The following is a 21,295-nucleotide window of genomic DNA, read 5'->3' on the forward strand; positions in this document are numbered from 1 at the left end:
ATCAGTTGGTGCGATTGCTGTTGTTCAAGTTGTAGGTCGCGCCGATACCCAGCGATTTCTGGAACGGGATCAACTGGTTCAGGTACAGATCGACCCACTCGATGCCGTTGCCCACGTGGGACTTGGGCACGAACACTACGTCGCCGCGTTGCAGCAGCACCGGTGCCCGGTTGCTGGCACCGGCGAGCAGGGTGTCGCGGTAATCGAAGAAGTAGGTCTTGTAGCGTCCGTCGTCGTCCTGGCGCAGCAGCGCGATGTTGCTGCTGTCACCCACCGGCAACAGGCCGCCGGCGCCGATCAGGGCCTGTTCCAGGGTGGTGACCGTGGTCACCGGCAGGCTCACCGGACTGCGCACCGAGCCTCCGACGAACACGGTGTTGCTCGGTGCCTGGGAGATGTTCACGGTCAGGGCCGAATCCTGGTAGATGTTCTTGAGCTTGTCTTCGAGGAACCGGGTCAGTTGTTGCGGGGTCAGGCCGGCTGCCTTGACGTTGCCGACATAGGGGTAGGAAAAGCTGCCGTCGTTCATCACGGTGAACAGCGTCAACTCGTAGATCGAGTTGGCGGTGAAGGCCGAAATGGACGGCGCTTCGCCGGTGTTGCGGACGATGCGCAAGGTGTCTCCGGCGCGGATGCGCTGGTCCGGCAGCGGTTTGCCGGCCAGGGACTCACCGGCCCGGTGGCCTTCGCGCAGGATGTTGCCGTCCGGTAGTTCCACCTTGGCCGGGATACTGCAGGCGCTGATGAATAAAACACTGAGGATCAGCAGCAGTTTGTGCATTGATCGGTCTCCCCTATGTGCGTGGTCATTCCCGCGGGCAGACACTGCTCCGTCGACGCGGGCGCTCCTGCTGTTTCAGGTGTTTCAGGTGCTGCCGGTTTCGGCGGGAACCCGCCCATAAATGTCGGTGAAGCGCACGATGTCGTCTTCGCCGAGGTATTCGCCGCTCTGCACTTCGATCATCACCAGGTCGATCACCCCGGGGTTGACCAGCCGGTGTTGCCTGCCCGGCTTGATAAAGGTCGATTCATTGGTGTCGAGCATGAATTCCTTGTCGCCACTGGTGACCCACGCCATGCCGCTGACCACGATCCAGTGTTCGCTGCGGTGGTGGTGCAGTTGCAGCGACAGCGAGGCATTGGGCCGGACCACGATGCGCTTGATCTTGAAGCGCTTGCCTTCCTCGAGCACGGTATAGGTGCCCCACGGACGGGTCACGGTACGGTGCAGGCGATAGGCGTCATGGCCCTGGCGCTTGAGCTCCTGGGCGATGAGCTTGACGTCCTGGCTGCGTTTGCCGTCGGCGATCAGCAGCGCGTCCGGGGTGTCGATGATGATCAGGTTGTCGAGACCGATGGCACCCACCAGGCGCTTGGGTGAATCGATGTAGCAGTTGCTGACATCATGCAGCACGGTCTCGCCGTTGCACTGGTTGCCCTGGTCATCGGCGGGGGTCAGTTCACGCACCGCCTGCCAGGAGCCGATATCGCTCCAGCCGAGTTGGCAGGGCACCACCGCGACGTTCCGGGAGCGCTCCATCAGCGCGAAGTCGATGGAAATATCCGGCACCCGGGCCAGGCTCTGGCCGTCGAGCTCCAATTGCAGCTCCTGGCTGCCTTCGCGGCGGTGGCTGTGGGCCAGGCACTCGATCATGGCGTCGAGCACCTCCGGGGCGTGTTCGCGCAGTTCACGCAGCACGGTGTCGGCCCGCAGGCAGAACATGCCGGCGTTCCACAGGTGTCGGCCGCCATTGAGGTATTGGCGTGCCGTCGCCGCATCGGGCTTCTCGACAAAGCGCGTGACCTGAAAGCCGTCGCTGCCCAGCGCCTGATCTTTCTCGATATAGCCGAAACCGGTCTCGGCCCGGGTTGGGACCAGGCCGAAGGTCACCAACCAGCCCTGGTCAGCCAGTGACCGGGCGTTGTCGACCGCCTTGGCGAAGGCGTCCAGATCGTTGATCAGGTGATCGGCCGGCAGCACCAGCAACTGCGCATCTTCGCCGTAGAGCCTGGCCACATGCAGGGCCGCCGCCGCGATGGCTGGGGCGGTATTGCGGCCAAAGGGCTCGAGGATGAAGTCCAGCGCCGCGCCGTCGCGATTCAGCGCGCGATAGTCATCCAGGGTACGGAAGAACACTTCGCGGTTGGTCACCGTCAGCACCCGCTGGACATCGGTAAGCCCGACGGCCCGGCGGAAGGTCTTCTGCAGCAGGCTTTCGCCGTCGGGCAGGCGCATGAAGGGTTTCGGCATGGCCTCGCGGGAGACCGGCCACAGGCGGGTACCGGCGCCACCGGCGATAATGCAGGGAATGAGTGGGCTCATTCAGAAAACCTCGCGGGTCATGAGCACTGCCGGAACAGTACGGAACAGGATGTAGAGGTCGAACCAGATCGACCAGTTTTCTATGTATTCCAGATCGAACTCGACACGTTTTTCGATTTTCTCCAGGGTGTCGGTTTCACCCCGGTAGCCGTTGATCTGAGCAAGCCCGGTGATCCCCGGCTTGACCCGGTGGCGCGAGGTGTATTCCTTGACGGCCTCCTCGAACAGGATGCCCGCCGCCTTGGTGGCCGTGGCGTGGGGGCGCGGGCCGACCATTGACATGCTACCGGCGAAGACATTGAACAGTTGCGGTAGTTCGTCGAGGCTGGTCCTGCGGATAAAACGCCCGACCCGGGTGATCCGGGGATCGTCGCGGATGGTTTGTTTTTCCGCGTTGGCATCGCTCTGGTGTTGATGCATCGAACGAAACTTGAAGACTTCGATCAGGCGGTTGTTGTAGCCGTAGCGCTTCTGGCGGAACAGTACCGGGCCCGGTGAGTCGATCTTGATCGCCAGGGCCACCAGCAGCATCAGCGGTGACAACAGGATCAGCGCGGTGCTCGACAGGACCATGTCCTCCAGGCGCTTGAACATCGGCGACCAGCCGCGCAGGGGCACCTCGGAGGCGTTGAACATCGGCAGGTTGGCGACTTCGGTGATGCGGTTGTGGGCACGCCGGAAGGCAACCATGTCCGGCACCAGCAGTACGTTGACCGGCAGGCGGCGTAGTTCGCGGATGATGCAGTCCATGCGGTTTTCCGCGGACCAGGGCAGGGCGACCAGCACCTGGGTGACTTTTTCTTCGCGGATCAGGTGTTCAAGGTCATGGGCGTTACCCAACAGCGGCAGGTCGACCAGGGTCTTGGGCAGGCGAGCGATGCGGTCGTCGATAAAACCGATGACGCCGGAGCGAATGTCCTGGTGCTGGGCCAGGTACTCGGCCAGGCGCTGGCCGTTTTCGGTGGCGCCGAGGATGACCGCATGTTGCAGGAAGATGCCCCGTTGCATCAGTTGCTGAAACAGGGTCAGCAGGATCAGGCGCTCGATGCCGAACAGCACCAGGCTGGCGAGGAAGCAGGCCAACAGCCCGGTGTTGTTCAGGAAGCTGAACAGTAGCAGGCGCTGATGCATGAACAGCAGCAGGCAGAACGCCGACGACCAGGCGAAGAAGGTGAGCCGGAAACGCAACAGGTTGCTGAAGATCGCCTCGGCATACACGCCCAGCGCCTGGAAGATCAGGACGCTGATGAAGCTGAAGAACAGCAGCAGCGAGAGGTAGCTCTTGATGAGGTCGGGATTCTGTTCGCGCAGGTAAGCCAGCAGCATCAGGCCGGGCAACATCACGGTCACGCCGTGGACCAGGCGGATGCCGAACAGGAAATACTCGACCATGCTGGGTCGGGTCAGTAACAGGCTGTCAACCGGCTGCAGGCGCATAACTCCCCCCTCCCGTTTCACCATCGCGAAATGGCAATGAAACATTACGGCAGTTATTTCCAATGGAAATACCGAGGTGTTTTTGCGCTGACCTCATCCCTGGAGGCTGATTGTTTTCCGGATCGAACAGCGTCAACCCAACAAATGGGGCTTCCTGCTCGTCGTTTTGCGAGGGTCATCGACCTGATGTGTCGTATTTTTCTCTGGTTCTGACGACCAAGGCTTGAGTAAAGCTCATAAAACAGTAAGTTGCCAGCCCTAATGTGACTGATAGTCAAAAAAAAGTCGCACTGGGCAATGTGCGCCAGAGCGACGAGCGTGGCAGATAAATTCAATGCGGCAAGGGCTCGCCGCCGCTCAGTCGTCGAGGCTGATGATTTGCTCGCGCACGGCGAACAGCACGAGGCCGGCGACGTCGAAGATCTGTAGTCGCTTCATGACCTGCGAGCGGTGGGTTTCCACGGTCTTGATGCTCAGGCCCAGGCCATGGGCGATTTCCCGCGTCGACTTGCCACGGACGATCAGCCGCAGGATTTCCAGCTGGCGCCCGGTCAGGTTGTGGGTCTCGGCCCGTTCGGCCGGCAGGTTGCGCTGGACCTGGGTCAGGGCCTGGTTGATCACCGTATGGGCGATGGCCGGGCTCAGGTAGCGTTCGTTGCCACGCAGAGCGTCCAGCGCCTGGGCCAGCTCGGTGGCCGTGGTGTCCTTGAGCAGGTAGCCGTGGGCACCGATTTCCAGGGCCTGCATGATCAGTTGCGGGTCGGTGTGCATCGACAGGATCAGCACCTTGCTCTGCGGACGCGCGGCCTTGAGTTGGCGCAGGGCGTCCAGGCCTCCGGTCCCGCGCATGGACAGGTCGAGCAGGATGATATCCGGGTTCAAGCGTTCCACGGCCTCAAGCAACTGTGCGCCATCGCTGGCTTCGCCGATCACGGCGTATCCCGGGATATCCTGGACCAAGGCGCGGACACCGGCCCGGATCAGTGAGTGGTCATCTACCAGAAGCAGGTTGCAGGTCATGGCGTCTTATTCTTGCTGGCGCGTTCCAGGGCGCGCGGCGCCCAGGGCAGCAGTGCATCGATCTGCGTACCTTTGCCGGGTTCGCTGGTGACTGTCAATGTTCCGCCGGCCTGTTCGATGCGCTCGGCCATGCCGGCCATGCCGCGCTGGCCTGCCTCGCCGGGATTGGCCGCCGGTGAGAACCCCTGGCCATCATCGGCGATGTGCAGGAACAAGCCCTCGGGCAAGCGTTTGATGCGAACCAGCAGGTTGTGCGCCTGGGCATGGCGCAGCATGTTGGTGACAGCTTCCTGGGTTACGCGGAATGTGGTTACCGCCATTTCTTCAGGAATACCGGTCAACCGCTGGTGACATTCCAGGCTCCAGAGCACGTCGGTGTTTTCCAGGGTCTTGAGCAAATGTGCCCGCAGGCTGGCCTCCAGGCCAAGGCTGCTCAACTGGCGCGGATTGAGAATGGCCGAGACGTCGCGAACCTTGGCCAGGGTTTCGTCCAGGGTGTCGTTCAGCGTCTGGTATTGGCTTTGCAGGTCGTCGGGCAAGCGCCGTTGCAACCACTGGGCCTGGAGCTTGGCCGCCGTGAGCAGTTGGCCGATGTCGTCATGCAGCTCGCGACTGAGGCGGTGCCGTTCGTTTTCCTGCACCTGAAGCAGGCGATCAGCCAGTTCCTGCGGCTGGAACTGGATCGAGGTGCTTGAGTCGCGGTGCTGGAGCCAGACACTGGCCAAGGCGGCCAGGTTCAGGATCAGCAATCCCAATGGCAGGCTGGCGCTGGTGCTGTAGATAAGTAGGCTGGCAATGGCCGAGCTGATGCATAGCGCGGCTGTCAGCCGGCGGGCATTCTTTCGAGAGGGGAACCAAGGCTTGAATGACTTGAGGCTGACGTACATAGCGTATGGAGCCAATGAATGTTCGCTACGGGTAGACCGTCAGGACAACCGACAGGCCAAGTTTGAAAAGCGGGTACGGGTTAATGCGCCAACTCAGGGTGAAACAGTGTCAGGGTGAGCAACTTTGCGCAATGATGTCATATTGATATCTAGTTGGAAAATTACTAGCCTGTACAAGTACATATGAGAACGGCGCGCATAATACCACGTCATTCAAGGTCGGTCGCTCCCTGTTGATATATGTCCGAGTGGTCAGTTTTTTCTTGTACGATTGTTCCACAAGTGGTGTTGGATATCTTACTCTAATTGACACTGGAAGAGTGTTCCGGGACTTTAGTCGTGTAGACACTAGTTATTCTTTTTGCATTAAAAATCCACGGCCTGAAACCCGAAAGTTCGAGGTTAGTTGCTGTTGTCGTTTCTGGCTGTGAAGCGGGATGGGTCGAAGACGTGCCAAGAGTGGCGAGCCAGGGCGTTTCGATGGGCGTGGGAGGGCCAGCGTTTCAAGCGGATCGTTCAGGGAACGTGATCAGGGTGAAGGTCTTCGGCTCGCCGATGGTCGATCCATATTGGCCGGTCTGGATGGCAAGGGCGGTAATCAGTTCGGATTGTTCTTCGTCGTCCAGGCTCAGTTGGCCGGTACGCGGGTCGATCAGTTCGACCTGCCAAGCCAGCAGTGTCAGGCAGTTGCGCAAGGCCAGCAAGGCATCTTCGTGCAGGTTGAGCGGGTCCTGGGGCTGGCTCAGGAGGGCGTGGATCTGCCGCGAGAAGCGGGCCATCGAGCGCACGCCCAGGCCTTGCGCGCAGCTGGCCAGCGTGTGCAGCGAGACGAGGAGGCAATCAATGGCGTCCTTGTCGTTGCGGATCAGTTCCAGATGCTGGCAGCACTCCTGCATCTTCGTCTGCAGGGCGTGGGCCTCCACCAGGAATTCCGGCAAGCTGGCTTGCCGCTCTTTACCGTTCAGCATGCTTTATCTCCTTGATTGCATAGGCAGGCGATAGAAGGTCGCGCGGGGCGAACGGTTTTAAAGTTAATGCCGGCAGGCCGTGTGTGTCTGTAGTCTGTTTCCGATTGTTTCGAATCGCTGTTATTGCATTTTGTTCTCAGGTGCTTGCTGGCGGGCGTTGGAAAAACCCACGGACAAGCTCGCAGGAATCGGCCGGAAGCGGCGGTCCAGAGGGCTTGAGCATGACTGGTGAGCGTTTTCACCAGGCTGTCTGGACATGGTCCTGCAATCGAAAGCAAAAGCCTGACTCCATTCATGCAATGAGAATGGCGTCACATTAATGGCTATTGGATATTGCGAATATCAGGTTGGGCCTGATTGTCGCTAGGGGATTCCCCTAGTATGAGGAACTATAGCTGAAATCTGTGGTCGCGCATGGCGACAGCGAGGGATGAACCGAGTAAAGCATGATGCTAATATGACATCAATGCTTTTGGCCGGCATTTTGTCAGGGGGTCAAGGTCCGATATTCTCAGCCGATAACCTATTCAATGTCACTTTCAGCACCAAGCCCAGGAGTCACTAATGGCCGGCATTCTCGACACAGTAGATCAACGTACGCAACTGGTGGGTGAGAACCGGCTGGAGATTCTCATGTTTCGTCTGGCGGGGCGCCAGCTGTTTGCGATCAACGTGTTCAAGGTTCAGGAAGTGTTGCAACTGCCCAAGCTGACCTTGATGCCCCAGCGCCATCCGTTCGTTTGCGGCGTGGTCAACCTGCGGGGCCAGACGCTGCCGGTGATCGATCTGTCCCAGGCGATTGGCATGCGCCCGTTGGTGCCCGGGCCCGACAGCACCATCATCGTCACCGAGTACAACCGTTCGGTCCAGGCGTTCCTGGTCGGTGGCGTGGACCGTATCGTCAACATGAACTGGGAAGCGATCCTGCCGCCACCTACCAGCGCCGGCCGCCAGCATTACCTGACCGCCATCAGCAAGGTGGACGACCAGTTGGTGGAAATCATCGACGTGGAAAAGGTCCTGGCCGAGATTGTGCCCTACAACGCCAAAGTGTCCCGTGAAAAACTCGACGACCCGGTCATGGAGCAGGCGCGTGGCCGCGAAGTGTTGTTGGTCGATGACTCGAACGTGGCCCTGTCGCAACTGCGCGATACCCTCGGGCAGTTGGGGGTGAAAATGCATATTGCCAGCGACGGCCTGAAAGCCTTGAACATGCTCAAGGGCTGGGCGGATGCCGGTGAGGTCATGACCGACAAGCTGCTGATGGTCTTTACCGATGCGGAAATGCCGGAAATGGATGGCTATCGCCTGACCACCGAAATTCGTAACGACCCTCGCCTGCGCGGGCTGTATGTGGTCCTGCACACCTCGTTGTCCGGCAGTTTCAACGATGCCATGGTGAAGAAGGTGGGTTGCGACAACTTCCTCTCCAAGTTCCAGCCGGACAAACTGGTGGATGTGGTGCGCCAGCGGCTGATGCTGGATAACGCCTGATCTCCCCCCGCTCCTGTAGAATCGTTGTTTTTCTCACCGGGAGCAGGGGATGTTGCGTCTGAGCGCGTTGTATCGATATCCGTTGAAATCCGCCAGGGCCGAGGCCCTGCACCAAAGCCCGCTGGACGAACTGGGTCTGGCCGGGGATCGGCGCTGGATGCTGGTGGACGAGACCAGCGGGCGCTTTCTGACTCAGCGCGCGGTGGGCAAGATGAGTCAGTTGTCGGCGCTGTGGAACCTGGCCGGTGGCCTGACCCTGAGCGCTCCCGGGTATGCGGCGCTGGACGTGGCCTTGCCCGGGAAGAACGACGCCTTGCGTGGCGTGACCATCTGGAGCGACACCTTGCGCGTGCCGGATGCCGGCGATGAGGCGGCGGCCTGGCTGAGCGGGTTTATTGGCAAGCCTACTCGTCTGGTGCATGTGCCACTGGAACGAGCGCGCCTGACTCAAGCGGGTTACGGCAACGAGGATGACCGGGTGGCGTTCGCCGATGGTTTCCCCTTGCTGCTGATTGGCCAGGCTTCGCTGGATGACCTGTCGCGCAAGGTCGGGCGAGAGCTGGAGATGCTGCGTTTTCGGCCAAATCTGGTGATCGAGGGCGGCGATGCCTTTGCCGAGGACACCTGGAAGCGTATTCGCATCGGTGAAGTCGAGTTTCGGCTGGTGAAACCCTGTTCCCGCTGCATCCTGACCACCCTCGATCCGCGGACCGGTGAGCGCAGTGCGGATCGCGAGCCGTTGACGACCCTCAAGACCTATCGTGAGCGCGATGGCGAGGTGATGTTCGGGCAGAACCTGGTCAATGATGGCCAGGGTGTGCTGGAAGTCGGGATGCCTGTCACCGTGCTCGAATAACCGCTGTTTTTCACGCTTTTGCAGATAACGCGTTGACCCTTGGCTCAGCATGGGTCGTGCGAGAGCCGGCTTGCCGGCGATGGCGACAGTGCGCTTGCATCGTCATCGCCGGCTCCCAAGGGCGCGCCTTATTGGTCGTCAAAATACCGCTCATGCCAATCGACCAACGGCTGCGGCACGTTGAGCTTCTGACCGTAGATCACCGAGTACGACAATACGTTCTGCACATACTGTCGGGTTTCGTCGAACGGAATGCTTTCCACCCACACGTCGAAGCCTAGATGGTTGGCCCCCTTGAGCCATTGTCTGACGCGACCGGGGCCAGCGTTGTAGGCGGCGGTTGCCAATACGCGGTTGCCATTGAACTGCCCATGCACCTGGCTCAGGTAGGCCGCACCCAGCTGGATGTTCTTGTCCGGGTCCAGGACCTGCTGCGGCGAGGCCAGCGGAATGCTGAACTTGCGCGCGGTTTCCTTGGCCGTCCCCGGCATCAGTTGCATCAGGCCGCTGGCTCCCACGCCGGAACGGGCGTCATCCATGAAGGCGCTTTCCTGGCGGGTGATGGCGAACACCCAGCTCGAGTGCAGTCCGCGTACCTTGGCTTCCCGCACCAGAGTGTCGCGATGCGCCATGGGGAAGCGGATATCCAGGTCATCCCAGTATTGCGCCTGGCTGATGGTGCGAATGGCCGGGAAATACCATTTCAAGTCATAGGCCAGACGAGCCTGGGCGACCATTTCATCACGGCTGAACAGGCGGCTGACGTGGTACCACTCGCGGCGCCCGTCGACGATCTGGCCGCGGTCATGCAACTCCAGCGCACGGCGTATGCCCGGGGTATTACGGACCTTGTTCATTATCTGCTGGCTGAGCACCAGGGGGCGATTGGCCAGTTGATAGGGCGATTGGGAGCGGTCGGCGGCGAGGAAACCGTAGAAGTCGCGCTCGCGGGCGACGCTTTTCAACAGTTCCAGGGCCTGCGGGTTCTGCGGCTCCGCCAGCTCCAGGCTGCGGGCTTGCCAGTAGCGCCAGCGATTGGTGGTCGCCAGATCCTGTGGCAGCCGGCGTGTCAGCTGGTAGGCGTCTTCCCAGCGGGCCAGGCGCAGCAGCAGGCGCAGGCGCCATTCGGTCACGGTGTTGTCCCGCAGTTCCGGATCGTACTGGGTCATGATCTCCAGTGCGCGGCTGTCGTAGCGGCGGGCCAGGGTCAGGCCGATTTCACGGGCGATCGCAACCTTTTCGTCACGGGAGAAGTGCATGCTCACGGCGTAGCTGTCGAGCAGCGGCATGGCCTTGTCCGGGTCCTGGCGGGCCAGGCGGCGCAGGCCGAGGCCGACCACGTCGGACATGGCCTCGTCCGCTGGAATGAAGCGTGCGGGCTGGCTCAGCAGCTCAGGTTTCTGCGCCACTTCAATCATCAGCCGGCCCTGCGGGGCCAGGCTGGTCAGCCCGCTGACCAGGCTGCTGGCCAAGCCATAGTTGCGCGCCTCGGCCGCCAGTTTCAGGCGCTGCCAGCGTTTCTGTTCGGTCAGTTGGCCGTCGGCGGCCCAGGTGCCGAACAGGGCGTCGCAGGCGCTCGGCTGGGTCTTGCCGGTCAGCCAGAGTTTTTCCGCCGTGGCATAGCCCTCGGCACGCAGGTTGTGGCTGAGCTGGTACTGGCCATTGAGGCAGTCCAGTTCGGTGAAGTTCAGCTTGGGGTCGTAGTACTTGACGAAGGGTTGCCAGTCGCCGCGTTCGGCCAGCCAGCGCAACCAGCGCAGTTTCATCCAGTTGGCCTGGGGCAGGTCGCCATGCTCGGCGAGGAATTGCTCGATCTCGGCGTTGCTTGCGGTCTTCAGGCGCGCGGTCAGCTCGTCGTAGGCCAGGTACGGCTCCAGCGGGTAGTCACGGAGGGCGTCCTGGTAACGGAAGTAGGGGCCCGAGTCACCGTTGGCGAGCGCGCGCTTGGCTTCATCGTAAAACTGGCGTTGCTGGGAGAGTTCCACCGCCTGAACGGCTTGGACAGCGCAGGTAGAAAGAAGCAGGAATGATAAAAAATTGAACAGACGGCTGCGCATGGGACTTCCGAAAAAATAAAACCGGATAAGCCGTGGAAAATTCCACGGTTGATTACTAATAGCTTAGCTGTTTGCCAACCGTGGGAGAACGTTTTACCGGCCGCTGTACGCAACTTGATACCAATTGTCATCTTGACCAGGGCCTGGGTAAAAATGCCGGCCGCCTCCGGGTCCAAGTCAGGTAGAATACGCCCCCGGTTTTTGGAGAAGCTCATGACCCTGCTCAAATTCAGCGATGTGTCCCTTGCTTTCGGCGCTATGCCGTTGTTGGACAAGGTGTCGTGGCAGATCGCCCGTGGTGAGCGGGTGTGCATTATCGGCCGCAACGGCACAGGCAAGTCCAGCATGTTGAAGCTGGTCAAGGGCGTTCAGAAGCCCGATGACGGCTCCGTCTGGCGCGCGCCCGGGCTCAAGATCGGCGAGTTGCCGCAAGAATTGCCGCTGGCCGACGACCGCACCGTGTTCGATGTGGTTGCCGAGGGCCTGGATGGCGTTGGCGAGTTGCTGGCCCAGTATCATCACCTGAGCCAGAACATCGTCACCGATGCCGACCTGGACAAGCTCATGCATGTCCAGCATGACCTCGAGGCCCGCGATGGCTGGCGTTTGCAGACCCTGGTCGACAGTACCCTGAGCCGCCTGCAACTGCCCGCCGACAAGACGCTTGCCGAGTTGTCCGGCGGCTGGCGGCGGCGTGTCCTGCTGGCCCAGGCGCTGGTGTCCGAACCGGACCTGTTGCTGCTCGACGAACCGACCAACCACCTGGACATCGGCGCGATTGCCTGGCTCGAAGAAGCCTTGAAGGATTTCCAGGGCGCGGTGTTGTTCATCACCCACGACCGTTCCTTCCTGCAGAACCTGGCGACCCGCATCCTCGAGCTGGACCGTGGCGGCCTGATCGACTGGAATGGCGATTACGCCAGCTTCCTGGTGCACAAGGAGGCCACGCTGGCCGCCGAGGAAACCGCCAACGCCTTGTTCGACAAGCGCCTGGCCCAGGAAGAAGTGTGGATCCGCCAGGGTATCAAGGCCCGCCGGACCCGCAATGAAGGCCGTGTACGCGCGTTGAAGGCCCTGCGCGTGGAGCGTAGCGAGCGTCGTGAGCGCACTGGCAAGGCGAACATTCTGCTCGACACCGCCGACAAGTCCGGCAAGCAGGTGATGGTGTTGGAAAACGTCAGCTTCGCTCACCCGGGCGGGCCGTTCCTGATCAAGGACTTCTCCATGGTCCTGCAGCGTGGCGACCGGATCGGCCTGCTGGGGGCCAACGGCACCGGCAAGACCACCTTGCTCAAGCTGATGCTCAATGGCTTGCAGCCGACCAGCGGCACGGTGGAAGAGGGCACGCGGATCGACGTGGCCTACTTCGACCAGTTGCGCCATCAACTGGACCTGGAAAAGACCGTGATCGACAACGTCGCCGAAGGTCGCGACTTTATCGATATCGATGGCCAGAGCCGTCATGTGCTGAGTTACCTGGGCGACTTCCTGTTCAGTCCGCAGCGCGCCCGCACCCCGGTCAAGGCCTTGTCCGGCGGTGAGCGTGCCCGCCTGTTGCTGGCCAAGCTGTTCAGCAAACCGTCCAACCTGCTGGTGCTCGACGAACCGACCAACGACCTCGATGTGGAAACCCTCGAGTTGCTGGAAGAAGTGCTGCTGACATTCAGCGGTACCGTGTTGATGGTCAGCCACGACCGGGCATTCCTCGACAACGTGGTGACCAGTACCCTGGTTTTCGAAGGCGAGGGCAAGGTGCGCGAGTACGTCGGCGGTTACCAGGACTGGCTGCGCCAGGGCGGTTCGCCGCGTTTGCTTGGGGTGACCGAGAACAAGTCCGGCAAGGCCGAACTCAATTCGGCGGTGGTCAAGGCGGCGCCGGTGGCGGCTGTCGAGCAGCCGGCGGCGAAGAAAAAGCTCAGCTACAAGTTGCAGCGCGAGCTGGAAGCGCTGCCGGGTGAGATCGAGGCCAAGGAGCAGCAGATTGCCGCGGTCGAGGCGGAAATGGCCGAGACGCGCTTCTATCAGCGTCCGGCGACGGAGACGGCTTCGGTCATCGCTGGGCTGGAAAAACTCCAGGCCGAGCTGGAGGTGATGGTGGAGCGTTGGGCCGAGCTGGACGCCTGAGTGATCGCCGAGTAACGAAAAGCCCGGTCCCAACTTGTGTGGGAGCCGGGCTTTTCATTGGTCGCGCCGTTCTCTTGAAGTAGTACCGATGTTTTGTGATCTGCGCAAATCTGTGGGAGCCCGCTTGCTGGCGATGAGGCCCTTGAGTCTTGCATTGATCTCACGGATGCCATCGCCAGCAAGCTGGCTCTTGCAGTTGCTATTTCAAGGTCCGTCAGTTGGTATCCAGGATCAGCTCGGTCGTTTGATCAGGTGCACCGCCAGTACATCGCACGGCGCCCCGTGCAGCACATCGTTGGCGGTGGAGCCCAGCAGCAGTGCCAGGCCATGGCGGCCATGGCTGCCGACCACGATCAGGTCGCACTGCTGTTCCTTGGCCAGGTGGTGGATTTCCTGGCGCGGCTGGCCATAGGTCAGGTGGCAGTGGTCTTTGGAAAGTTCCGGATATTTGGCGATCAGCCGATCGAGGCGCTCCTTGGCCTGGTCGAATTGCTGTTGTTGCAATTGGGAAAGGTCCATGGGCACATCCCCTCCGAAGGCCATGGCCATGGGTTCGACGATATGCACCAGTGATAGCTTGGCCTGGCTGCTGACCGACAGTTCGCGTGCGCGCTTGATGACCGGGTCGCATTCTTCTGTCAGGTCGACAGCTACCAGAATGTGTTCGTAGCTCATGAAAGGCACTCCTGAGGATCGCAATAACGTTAAGTATGGCTGGTTTCAAGCGGATTGGCTCATCGGCGAGCCAAGCGCTCATCAAGAATCGAGAGAGTTAGAGATATGACGGTATGGATAGTGGTGTCAATCCTGGCGCTGGTGTTGAGCCCCCTGGCCTGGTTGCGTCCTTCGCGCCGCCAGAGCGGGATGATGGCCGTGCGCATGGAGGCGCGCCGCCTCGGCCTGGGGATGCAATTGGCGCCCCAGGAGTGGCCGCACTGGTTGCCGCACGAGCCTCCCAGCCCTTGCGCGCAGTACCATCGGCCGCGCTTGCGCGGCGACAGCCCTTGCTGGTGCTATTGGCAGATCGCCCCCGGAGTATGGGCCAATCAATGGCGTGAGCCGCTGACGGACGACAAGCTGCTGGCGCAGTTCAGAACGTTGCCGGACAGCGTTTACAAGATCGAGGCGGATAAGCAGATGATTGCCGTGTATTGGGGCGAGCGCGGCGATGCCCAGGCCTTGCCGGCCATCGCGGCAGTACTCAAGGCCCTGGCCTGACGCAGGATCGGCCGGTCGACGCTACACTATTGATTCGCTGAATGGCTGGCCATAGACCTTGTGGCTCGCGCATATTCACGCCCGGAATATGACTGGGAAGTCGCTTTTTCCGCAATGTTTTCGGCAATTGACAATTGCCGCGAATTCCGTGAAGGTGTTCACACCCAAATCAAACGGGCGTATGAATTGAGCGTTTGTCTGATCAGACGGCTCCAAACAGAATCCCGACTATCGCGTTGGCGGGTGTGCCTGGCGGCTTGGCGTAGCATCGACGGTAACGTCAGTGCCGTACCATCCGCTCGCGTCCGACGTGTACTGTTCAGCTTCCATATCGTGGAGATCAGTTGATGATTTACGAAGGTAAAGCCATCACGGTTAAGGCTCTTGAAAGTGGCATCGTCGAACTGAAGTTCGACCTCAAGGGTGAGTCCGTCAACAAGTTCAACCGTCTAACCCTGGGCGAATTGCGCCAGGCCGTGGACGCCCTCAAGGCTGACGCGTCCGTCAAGGGCGTTATCGTCAGCAGCGGCAAGGATGTGTTCATCGTTGGCGCCGATATCACCGAATTTGTCGACAACTTCAAGTTGCCGGATGCCGAGCTGGTGGCCGCCAACCTCGAAGCCAACAAGATTTTCAGCGATTTCGAAGACCTGGCCGTGCCGACTGTCGCCGCAATCAATGGCATTGCTCTGGGCGGTGGCCTGGAAATGTGCCTGGCCGCGGATTTCCGGGTCATGTCCAGCAGCGCCAAGATCGGCCTGCCGGAAGTCAAGCTGGGAATCTACCCGGGCTTCGGTGGTACCGTCCGTCTGCCGCGCCTGATCGGTGCGGATAACGCCATCGAGTGGATCGCCGCGGGTAAAGAAAACCGCGCCGAAGACGCCCTGAAAGTCGGCGCCGTCGATGCCGTGGTCGCTCCGGACAAGCTCCAGGAAGCCGCTCTGGAACTGCTCAAGCGCGCCATCTCCGGCGAACTCGATCACAAGGCCAAGCGCCAGCCGAAGCTGGACAAGCTCAAGCTCAACGCCATCGAGCAGATGATGGCCTTCGAAACCGCCAAGGGTTTCGTCGCCGGTCAGGCCGGTCCGAACTACCCGGCTCCGGTCGAAGCGATCAAGACCATCCAGAAGGCCGCCAACTTCGGTCGTGACAAGGCCCTGGAAATCGAAGCCGCCGGCTTCGTCAAGCTGGCCAAGACCGCGGCTGCGCAAAGCCTGATCGGTTTGTTCCTGAACGACCAGGAACTGAAGAAAAAGGCCAAGGCCTACGACGAAATCGCCAAGGACGTGAAACAGGCCGCCGTATTGGGTGCCGGTATCATGGGCGGCGGTATCGCCTATCAGTCGGCTTCCAAAGGTACGCCGATCCTGATGAAGGACATCAACGAGCACGGCATCGAGCAGGGGCTGGCGGAAGCCGCGAAACTGCTGGTGGGGCGCGTTGACAAGGGCCGCATGACCGCCGCGAAAATGGCTGAAGTGCTCAACGGCATTCGTCCGACCCTGTCCTATGGTGACTTTGGCCATGTCGACCTGGTGGTCGAAGCGGTCGTCGAGAACCCTAAAGTCAAGCAGGCGGTACTGGCGGAAGTGGAAGCCCAGGTCAAGGAAGATGCCATCCTGGCCTCCAACACCTCGACCATCTCCATCAGCCTGCTGGCCAAGGCCCTCAAGCGTCCGGAAAACTTCGTCGGCATGCACTTCTTCAACCCGGTGCACATGATGCCGCTGGTGGAAGTGATTCGCGGCGAGAAGTCCAGCGAACAAGCGGTCTCCACCACCGTGGCCTATGCCAAGAAAATGGGCAAGAACCCGATCGTGGTCAACGACTGCCCGGGCTTCCTGGTCAACCGTATCCTGTTCCCGTACTTCGGCGGTTTCGCCAAACTGGTCAGCGCCGGTGTGGACTTCGTCCGTATCGACAAGATCATGGAGAAGTTCGGCTGGCCGATGGGCCCGGCCTACCTGATGGACGTGGTTGGCATCGACACCGGTCACCACGGCCGTGACGTCATGGCCGAAGGTTTCCCGGATCGCATGAAGGACGACCGTCGTTCGGCGGTGGATGCCCTCTACGAGGCCAAGCGCCTGGGCCAGAAGAACGGCAAGGGTTTCTACGCCTACGAGACCGACAAGCGCGGCAAACAGAAGAAAGTCGCCGACTCGTCGGTGCTGGAAGTGCTCAAGCCGATCATCTACGAGCAGCGTGAAGTGAGCGACGAGGACATCATCAACTGGATGATGATCCCGCTGTGCCTGGAAACCGTGCGCTGCCTGGAAGACGGTATCGTCGAAACCGCCGCCGAAGCCGACATGGGTCTGGTCTACGGTATCGGTTTCCCTCCCTTCCGTGGCGGTGCGTTGCGCTACATCGACTCCATCGGTGTGGCCGAATTCGTTGCCCTGGCCGATCAGTACGCCGACCTGGGCGCGCTGTACCACCCGACCGCGAAGCTGCGTGAAATGGCCCGCAACGGCCAGCGGTTCTTCGGTTAAGCGCCCACATTAGAGCGAGAGTGAACGATATGAGCTTGAATCCTAGAGACGTCGTGATTGTCGACTTCGGTCGTACTCCGATGGGCCGCTCCAAGGGCGGCATGCACCGTAACACCCGCGCCGAGGACATGTCGGCGCACCTGATCAGCAAGCTGCTGGAACGCAACGTCAAGGTCGACCCGAACGAAGTCGAGGACGTGATCTGGGGCTGTGTGAACCAGACCCTGGAGCAGGGCTGGAACATCGCCCGCATGGCCTCGCTGATGACCCAGATCCCGCATACCGCCGCCGGCCAGACCGTCAGCCGCCTGTGCGGTTCGTCAATGAGCGCGTTGCACACCGCCGCCCAGGCAATCATGACCGGCAACGGTGACGTCTTCGTCGTCGGCGGCGTCGAGCATATGGGCCATGTGGGCATGATGCACGGTGTCGATCCGAACCCACACATGTCCCTGTACGCGGCGAAAGCCTCGGGCATGATGGGTTTGACCGCGGAGATGCTCGGCAAGATGCACGGCATCACCCGCGAGCAACAGGATGCCTTCGGCGTGCGTTCCCACCAGTTGGCCTACAAGGCCACCGTGGAAGGCAAGTTCAAGGACGAGATCATCCCGATGCAGGGGTATGACGAGAACGGTTTCCTCAAGGTGTTCGACTACGACGAAACCATTCGTCCGGAAACCACCCTGGAAAGCCTGGCGGCCCTGAAGCCGGCGTTCAACCCCAAGGGCGGTACCGTGACGGCGGGGACTTCCTCGCAGATCACCGACGGCGCCTCGTGCATGATCGTGATGTCGGCACAGCGTGCCCAGGACCTGGGTATCCAGCCGTTGGCGGTGATCCGCTCCATGGCCGTGGCGGGTGTCGACCCGGCGATCATGGGCTACGGTCCGGTACCGGCGACCCAGAAAGCCCTCAAGCGCGCGGGCCTGGCTATCTCCGATATCGACTTCTTCGAGCTCAACGAAGCCTTCGCCGCACAGGCCCTGCCGGTGCTCAAGGATCTGAAAGTGCTCGACAAGATGAACGAGAAGGTTAACCTGCACGGCGGCGCCATCGCCTTGGGCCACCCGTTCGGTTGTTCCGGTGCGCGAATCTCCGGCACCTTGCTCAACGTGATGAAGCAGAATGGCGGTACCCTCGGGGTGTCCACCATGTGCATTGGTCTCGGCCAAGGCATCACTACCGTCTTCGAACGCGTCTAAGCGTCTCGTCGAAGGAAGCCGGGGCCTGGTGCCCCGGCTTTTGTTTTTCCGATTTTTTTATTTTTATTTGTAAGGAGCCGATACATGAAACTGGAACCCGGGCTCTATCAGCATTACAAGGGGCCGCAGTACCGAGTTTTCAACGTGGCACGGCACTCCGAGACCAATGAGGAATTGGTGTTCTACCAAGCCCTGTATGGCGATTACGGCTTTTGGGTACGGCCCTTGAGCATGTTCCTGGAGTCGGTCGAGGTTGACGGCGAACAGGTCCCGCGCTTTGCTTTGGTGCAAGCCGAACCGAGCCTTTTTTCAAGGCCCTGAGGGGAGGGCGCGCAGAACCCTGTGCTTGACCTCACCTTGTAGCCACTATATATAGCGGTGCCGCGTCAGGCGCAGTCCGCCTCTCACTTCTAGCATTCAGGAATTTTCCGATCCATGGGCAAATCGCTGGTCATTGTGGAATCCCCGGCTAAGGCCAAGACCATCAACAAGTACTTGGGTACCCAGTACGTGGTGAAGTCGAGTATCGGCCATATCCGAGACCTGCCCACCAGCGGTTCGGCGAGTGCCACCAAAGAGCCCGCTGCCAAGCGCGGCAAGGCGGCGGCTGGCGAAGCCCCGGTGCTGTCGGCGAAGGACAAGGCGCGCAAGCAGCTGGTCTCGCGCATGGGCGTCGATCCGGACCACGGTTGGAAAGCCCGCTACGAGATCCTTCCCGGCAAGGAGAAGGTGATCGAGGAGCTGCGCCGCCTGGCCAAGGATGCCGACACCATCTATCTCGCAACGGACTTGGACCGCGAAGGGGAAGCCATTGCCTGGCACCTGCGCGAAGCCATCGGTGGCGATGACAGCCGCTACAAGCGCGTGGTGTTCAACGAAATCACCAAGAAAGCCATCCAGGAAGCCTTCTCGGCGCCTGGCGAGCTGGATATCGACCGCGTCAATGCCCAGCAGGCCCGGCGCTTCCTTGACCGTGTGGTGGGTTACATGGTCTCGCCATTGCTGTGGTCGAAGATCGCCCGTGGTCTGTCCGCCGGTCGCGTGCAGTCGGTAGCGGTGAAGCTGGTGGTCGAGCGTGAGCGCGAGATCCGTGCCTTCAACCCCGAAGAGTACTGGGAAGTCCACGCCGACCTCGGCACCACCAAGGGCGCCAAGGTGCGCTTTGAAGTGGCGCGTGAGAAGGGCGAGGCGTTCAAGCCGCTCAATGAAGCCCAGGCCATGGCGGCCCTGGACCAGCTCAAGGCCTCCAGCTACAGCATCGTCAAGCGCGAGGACAAACCGACCAGCAGCAAACCGTCGGCGCCATTCATTACCTCAACCCTGCAGCAGGCCGCGAGCAACCGCCTGGGCTTCGGGGTGAAGAAAACCATGATGATGGCCCAGCGCTTGTACGAAGCGGGCTACATCACCTATATGCGTACCGACTCCACCAACCTCTCGGTTGATGCCGTGGCGATGGCGCGCACTTATATCGAAAGCGAGTTCGGCGCGAAATACCTGCCGTCCGCCCCTAACGTCTACAGCAGCAAAGCCGGCGCGCAGGAAGCTCACGAAGCCATTCGTCCTTCGGATGTGAACACCGACCCGAGCAAGCTGTCGGGCATGGAGCGTGATGCCGAGCGTCTCTACGAGCTGATCTGGCGCCAGTTCGTGGCCTGCCAGATGCTGCCGGCGCAATACCTGTCGACCACCGTCAGCGTCGCCGCCGGTAACTTCGAGCTGCGTGCCAAGGGTCGCATCCTCAAGTTCGACGGTTACACCCGGGTACTGCCGCAGATGAGCAAGCCGGGCGACGACGACGTGCTGCCCGACATGGTCCAGGGCGAGGTGATGAAACTGATCCAGCTGGATCCGACCCAGCACTTCACCAAGCCGCCGGCGCGTTACTCCGAAGCCAGCCTGGTCAAGGAAATGGAAAAACGTGGTATCGGTCGTCCCTCGACCTATGCGGCGATCATCTCCACCATCCAGGACCGTGGTTATGTGGCGCTGCACAACCGCCGCTTCTACTCCGAGAAAATGGGCGACATCGTCACCGAGCGTCTGTCGGAGAGTTTCTCCAACCTGATGGACTACGGCTTTACCGCCAGCATGGAAGAGCATCTCGACGACGTGGCCCAGGGCGAGCGCGACTGGAAGAACGTACTCGACGAATTCTACGGCGACTTCAAGAAAAAACTCGAAGTGGCGGAAAACCCCGACAGCGGCATGCGCGCCAACCAGCCGGTGATGACCGACATCCCGTGCCTGACCTGCGGTCGGCCGATGCAGATTCGGACGGCCTCCACCGGTGTGTTCCTCGGTTGCTCGGGCTACAGCCTGCCGCCCAAGGAGCGCTGCAAGGCCACCGTCAACCTGGTGCCGGGCGATGAAATCGCCGCCGACGACGAGGGTGAGTCCGAATCCCTGGTGCTGCGTGGCAAGCATCGCTGCCCGATCTGCAGTACGGCGATGGATGCCTACCTGCTGGACGAAAAGCGTAAGTTGCACATCTGCGGCAACAACCCGGATTGCGCCGGCTATGAGATCGAAGAAGGCAGCTACCGCATCAAGGGCTATGAAGGTCCGAGCCTGGAATGCGACAAGTGTGGCAGCGAGATGCAGCTCAAGACCGGCCGTTTCGGCAAGTTCTTCGGTTGCACCAACCCGACCTGCAAGAACACCCGCAAGCTGCTCAAGAGCGGTGACGCGGCGCCGCCGAAGATGGACCCGGTGAAGATGCCGGAGCTCAAGTGCGAGAAGGTCAACGATACCTACATCCTGCGTGATGGCGCTTCCGGGCTGTTCCTGGCTGCCAGCCAGTTCCCGAAAAACCGCGAAACCCGTGCGCCGCTGGTGATCGAGATCCTGCCGCACAAGGCCGAGATCGATCCCAAGTACCACTTCCTGTGTGAGGCTCCGCAGAAGGACCCGGACGGTCGTCCGGCGGTCATTCGCTACAGTCGCAAGACCAAGGAGCAGTACGTGCAGACCGAAGTGGACGGCAAGCCGACTGGCTGGAAGGCGTTCTACGACGGCGGCAAATGGAAGGTGGAAGACAAGCGCTCGTGAACTGAGCCCCTGATCAACTGATCGGGTAGGTGTGGGGGTGGAGCTTGTATTGGAGGTCGACCTCCCACAGTTTCCTCTCCTGTGTCTTCAGGCCGTGTGAAAGCCCTGACTAAGCGATATTAGGGTTTTCACGCGGCCTTTGTTTTTTGCGCTTGCGGTG

The 21,295-nt window shown here is 60.9% G+C and carries 16 protein-coding genes; 8 read left to right on the forward strand and 8 right to left on the reverse strand.

The features are described from left to right. Position 1: 1 nt before the first annotated feature. The 6 genes from PFEN_RS22655 to PFEN_RS22680 all read right to left on the reverse strand — a co-directional run bounded on the left by PFEN_RS22655 (position 2) and on the right by PFEN_RS22680 (position 6,635). Positions 2-781, reverse strand: coding sequence for a polysaccharide biosynthesis/export family protein (locus PFEN_RS22655; RefSeq protein ID WP_191488903.1), 780 nt, complete (start codon positions 779-781; stop codon positions 2-4). Between the two features lie 84 nt (positions 782-865). Next, on the reverse strand, positions 866-2,323 hold the full coding sequence (locus PFEN_RS22660; protein WP_191488904.1) for a mannose-1-phosphate guanylyltransferase/mannose-6-phosphate isomerase: 1,458 nt from the start codon (positions 2,321-2,323) through the stop codon (positions 866-868). Continuing rightward, positions 2,324-3,760, reverse strand: a complete 1,437-nt coding sequence (locus tag PFEN_RS22665; RefSeq protein WP_191488905.1) for an undecaprenyl-phosphate glucose phosphotransferase — start codon at positions 3,758-3,760, stop codon at positions 2,324-2,326. It abuts the gene before it with no gap. 357 nt (positions 3,761-4,117) lie between these two features. After that, positions 4,118-4,780 (reverse strand): response regulator transcription factor, encoded by a 663-nt coding sequence (locus PFEN_RS22670; protein ID WP_191488906.1) that lies wholly within the window; start codon positions 4,778-4,780, stop codon positions 4,118-4,120. Further along, a complete protein-coding gene (locus tag PFEN_RS22675) occupies positions 4,777-5,667 on the reverse strand; it encodes a sensor histidine kinase (protein WP_191489062.1) in 891 nt (296 codons plus the stop codon). Before PFEN_RS22675 ends, PFEN_RS22670 begins: the two co-directional genes overlap by 4 nt. Before the next feature lie 503 nt (positions 5,668-6,170). After that, positions 6,171-6,635: a hypothetical protein gene (locus PFEN_RS22680; RefSeq protein ID WP_191488907.1), complete on the reverse strand. Its 465-nt coding sequence runs from the start codon at positions 6,633-6,635 to the stop codon at positions 6,171-6,173. Between the two features lie 564 nt (positions 6,636-7,199). Here PFEN_RS22680 and PFEN_RS22685 point away from each other — a divergent pair. Then, positions 7,200-8,129 (forward strand): chemotaxis protein CheV, encoded by a 930-nt coding sequence (locus PFEN_RS22685; protein ID WP_191488908.1) that lies wholly within the window; start codon positions 7,200-7,202, stop codon positions 8,127-8,129. A gap of 49 nt (positions 8,130-8,178) precedes the next feature. Continuing rightward, a complete protein-coding gene (locus tag PFEN_RS22690; protein WP_191488909.1) occupies positions 8,179-8,985 on the forward strand; it encodes an MOSC domain-containing protein in 807 nt (268 codons plus the stop codon). 128 nt (positions 8,986-9,113) lie between these two features. Here the strand turns inward: PFEN_RS22690 and PFEN_RS22695 are convergent, their stop codons facing one another. After that, on the reverse strand, positions 9,114-11,042 hold the full coding sequence (locus PFEN_RS22695; RefSeq protein WP_191488910.1) for a transglycosylase SLT domain-containing protein: 1,929 nt from the start codon (positions 11,040-11,042) through the stop codon (positions 9,114-9,116). Between the two features lie 213 nt (positions 11,043-11,255). On the opposite strand from PFEN_RS22695, the gene PFEN_RS22700 reads away from it, so the two are divergent. Next, positions 11,256-13,166: an ATP-binding cassette domain-containing protein gene (locus PFEN_RS22700; RefSeq protein WP_191488911.1), complete on the forward strand. Its 1,911-nt coding sequence runs from the start codon at positions 11,256-11,258 to the stop codon at positions 13,164-13,166. A 231-nt stretch (positions 13,167-13,397) separates the two neighbouring features. Here PFEN_RS22700 and PFEN_RS22705 read toward each other — a convergent pair whose 3' ends face one another. After that, positions 13,398-13,841 carry a universal stress protein gene (locus PFEN_RS22705; protein WP_191488912.1) on the reverse strand — a complete coding sequence of 148 codons (444 nt, stop codon included), beginning with the start codon at positions 13,839-13,841 and terminating at the stop codon, positions 13,398-13,400. 105 nt (positions 13,842-13,946) lie between these two features. Between PFEN_RS22705 and PFEN_RS22710 the strand changes: the two genes are divergently transcribed. From PFEN_RS22710 to topA, 5 genes are all read left to right on the forward strand, one after another. Then, positions 13,947-14,384 carry a hypothetical protein gene (locus PFEN_RS22710; RefSeq protein ID WP_191488913.1) on the forward strand — a complete coding sequence of 146 codons (438 nt, stop codon included), beginning with the start codon at positions 13,947-13,949 and terminating at the stop codon, positions 14,382-14,384. Between the two features lie 347 nt (positions 14,385-14,731). After that, on the forward strand, positions 14,732-16,879 hold the full coding sequence (gene fadB, locus PFEN_RS22715; RefSeq protein ID WP_191488914.1) for a fatty acid oxidation complex subunit alpha FadB: 2,148 nt from the start codon (positions 14,732-14,734) through the stop codon (positions 16,877-16,879). A gap of 29 nt (positions 16,880-16,908) precedes the next feature. Next, positions 16,909-18,084: an acetyl-CoA C-acyltransferase FadA gene (fadA, locus tag PFEN_RS22720; protein WP_191488915.1), complete on the forward strand. Its 1,176-nt coding sequence runs from the start codon at positions 16,909-16,911 to the stop codon at positions 18,082-18,084. Between the two features lie 84 nt (positions 18,085-18,168). Then, positions 18,169-18,405, forward strand: a complete 237-nt coding sequence (locus tag PFEN_RS22725) for a DUF1653 domain-containing protein (protein ID WP_040063192.1) — start codon at positions 18,169-18,171, stop codon at positions 18,403-18,405. 114 nt (positions 18,406-18,519) lie between these two features. Then, positions 18,520-21,135 carry a type I DNA topoisomerase gene (gene topA, locus PFEN_RS22730; protein WP_191488916.1) on the forward strand — a complete coding sequence of 872 codons (2,616 nt, stop codon included), beginning with the start codon at positions 18,520-18,522 and terminating at the stop codon, positions 21,133-21,135. Positions 21,136-21,295 lie beyond the last annotated feature (160 nt).

Origin of the sequence: Pseudomonas sp. FEN (assembly GCF_904067045.1) — a bacterium.
Lineage (GTDB): Bacteria > Pseudomonadota > Gammaproteobacteria > Pseudomonadales > Pseudomonadaceae > Aquipseudomonas.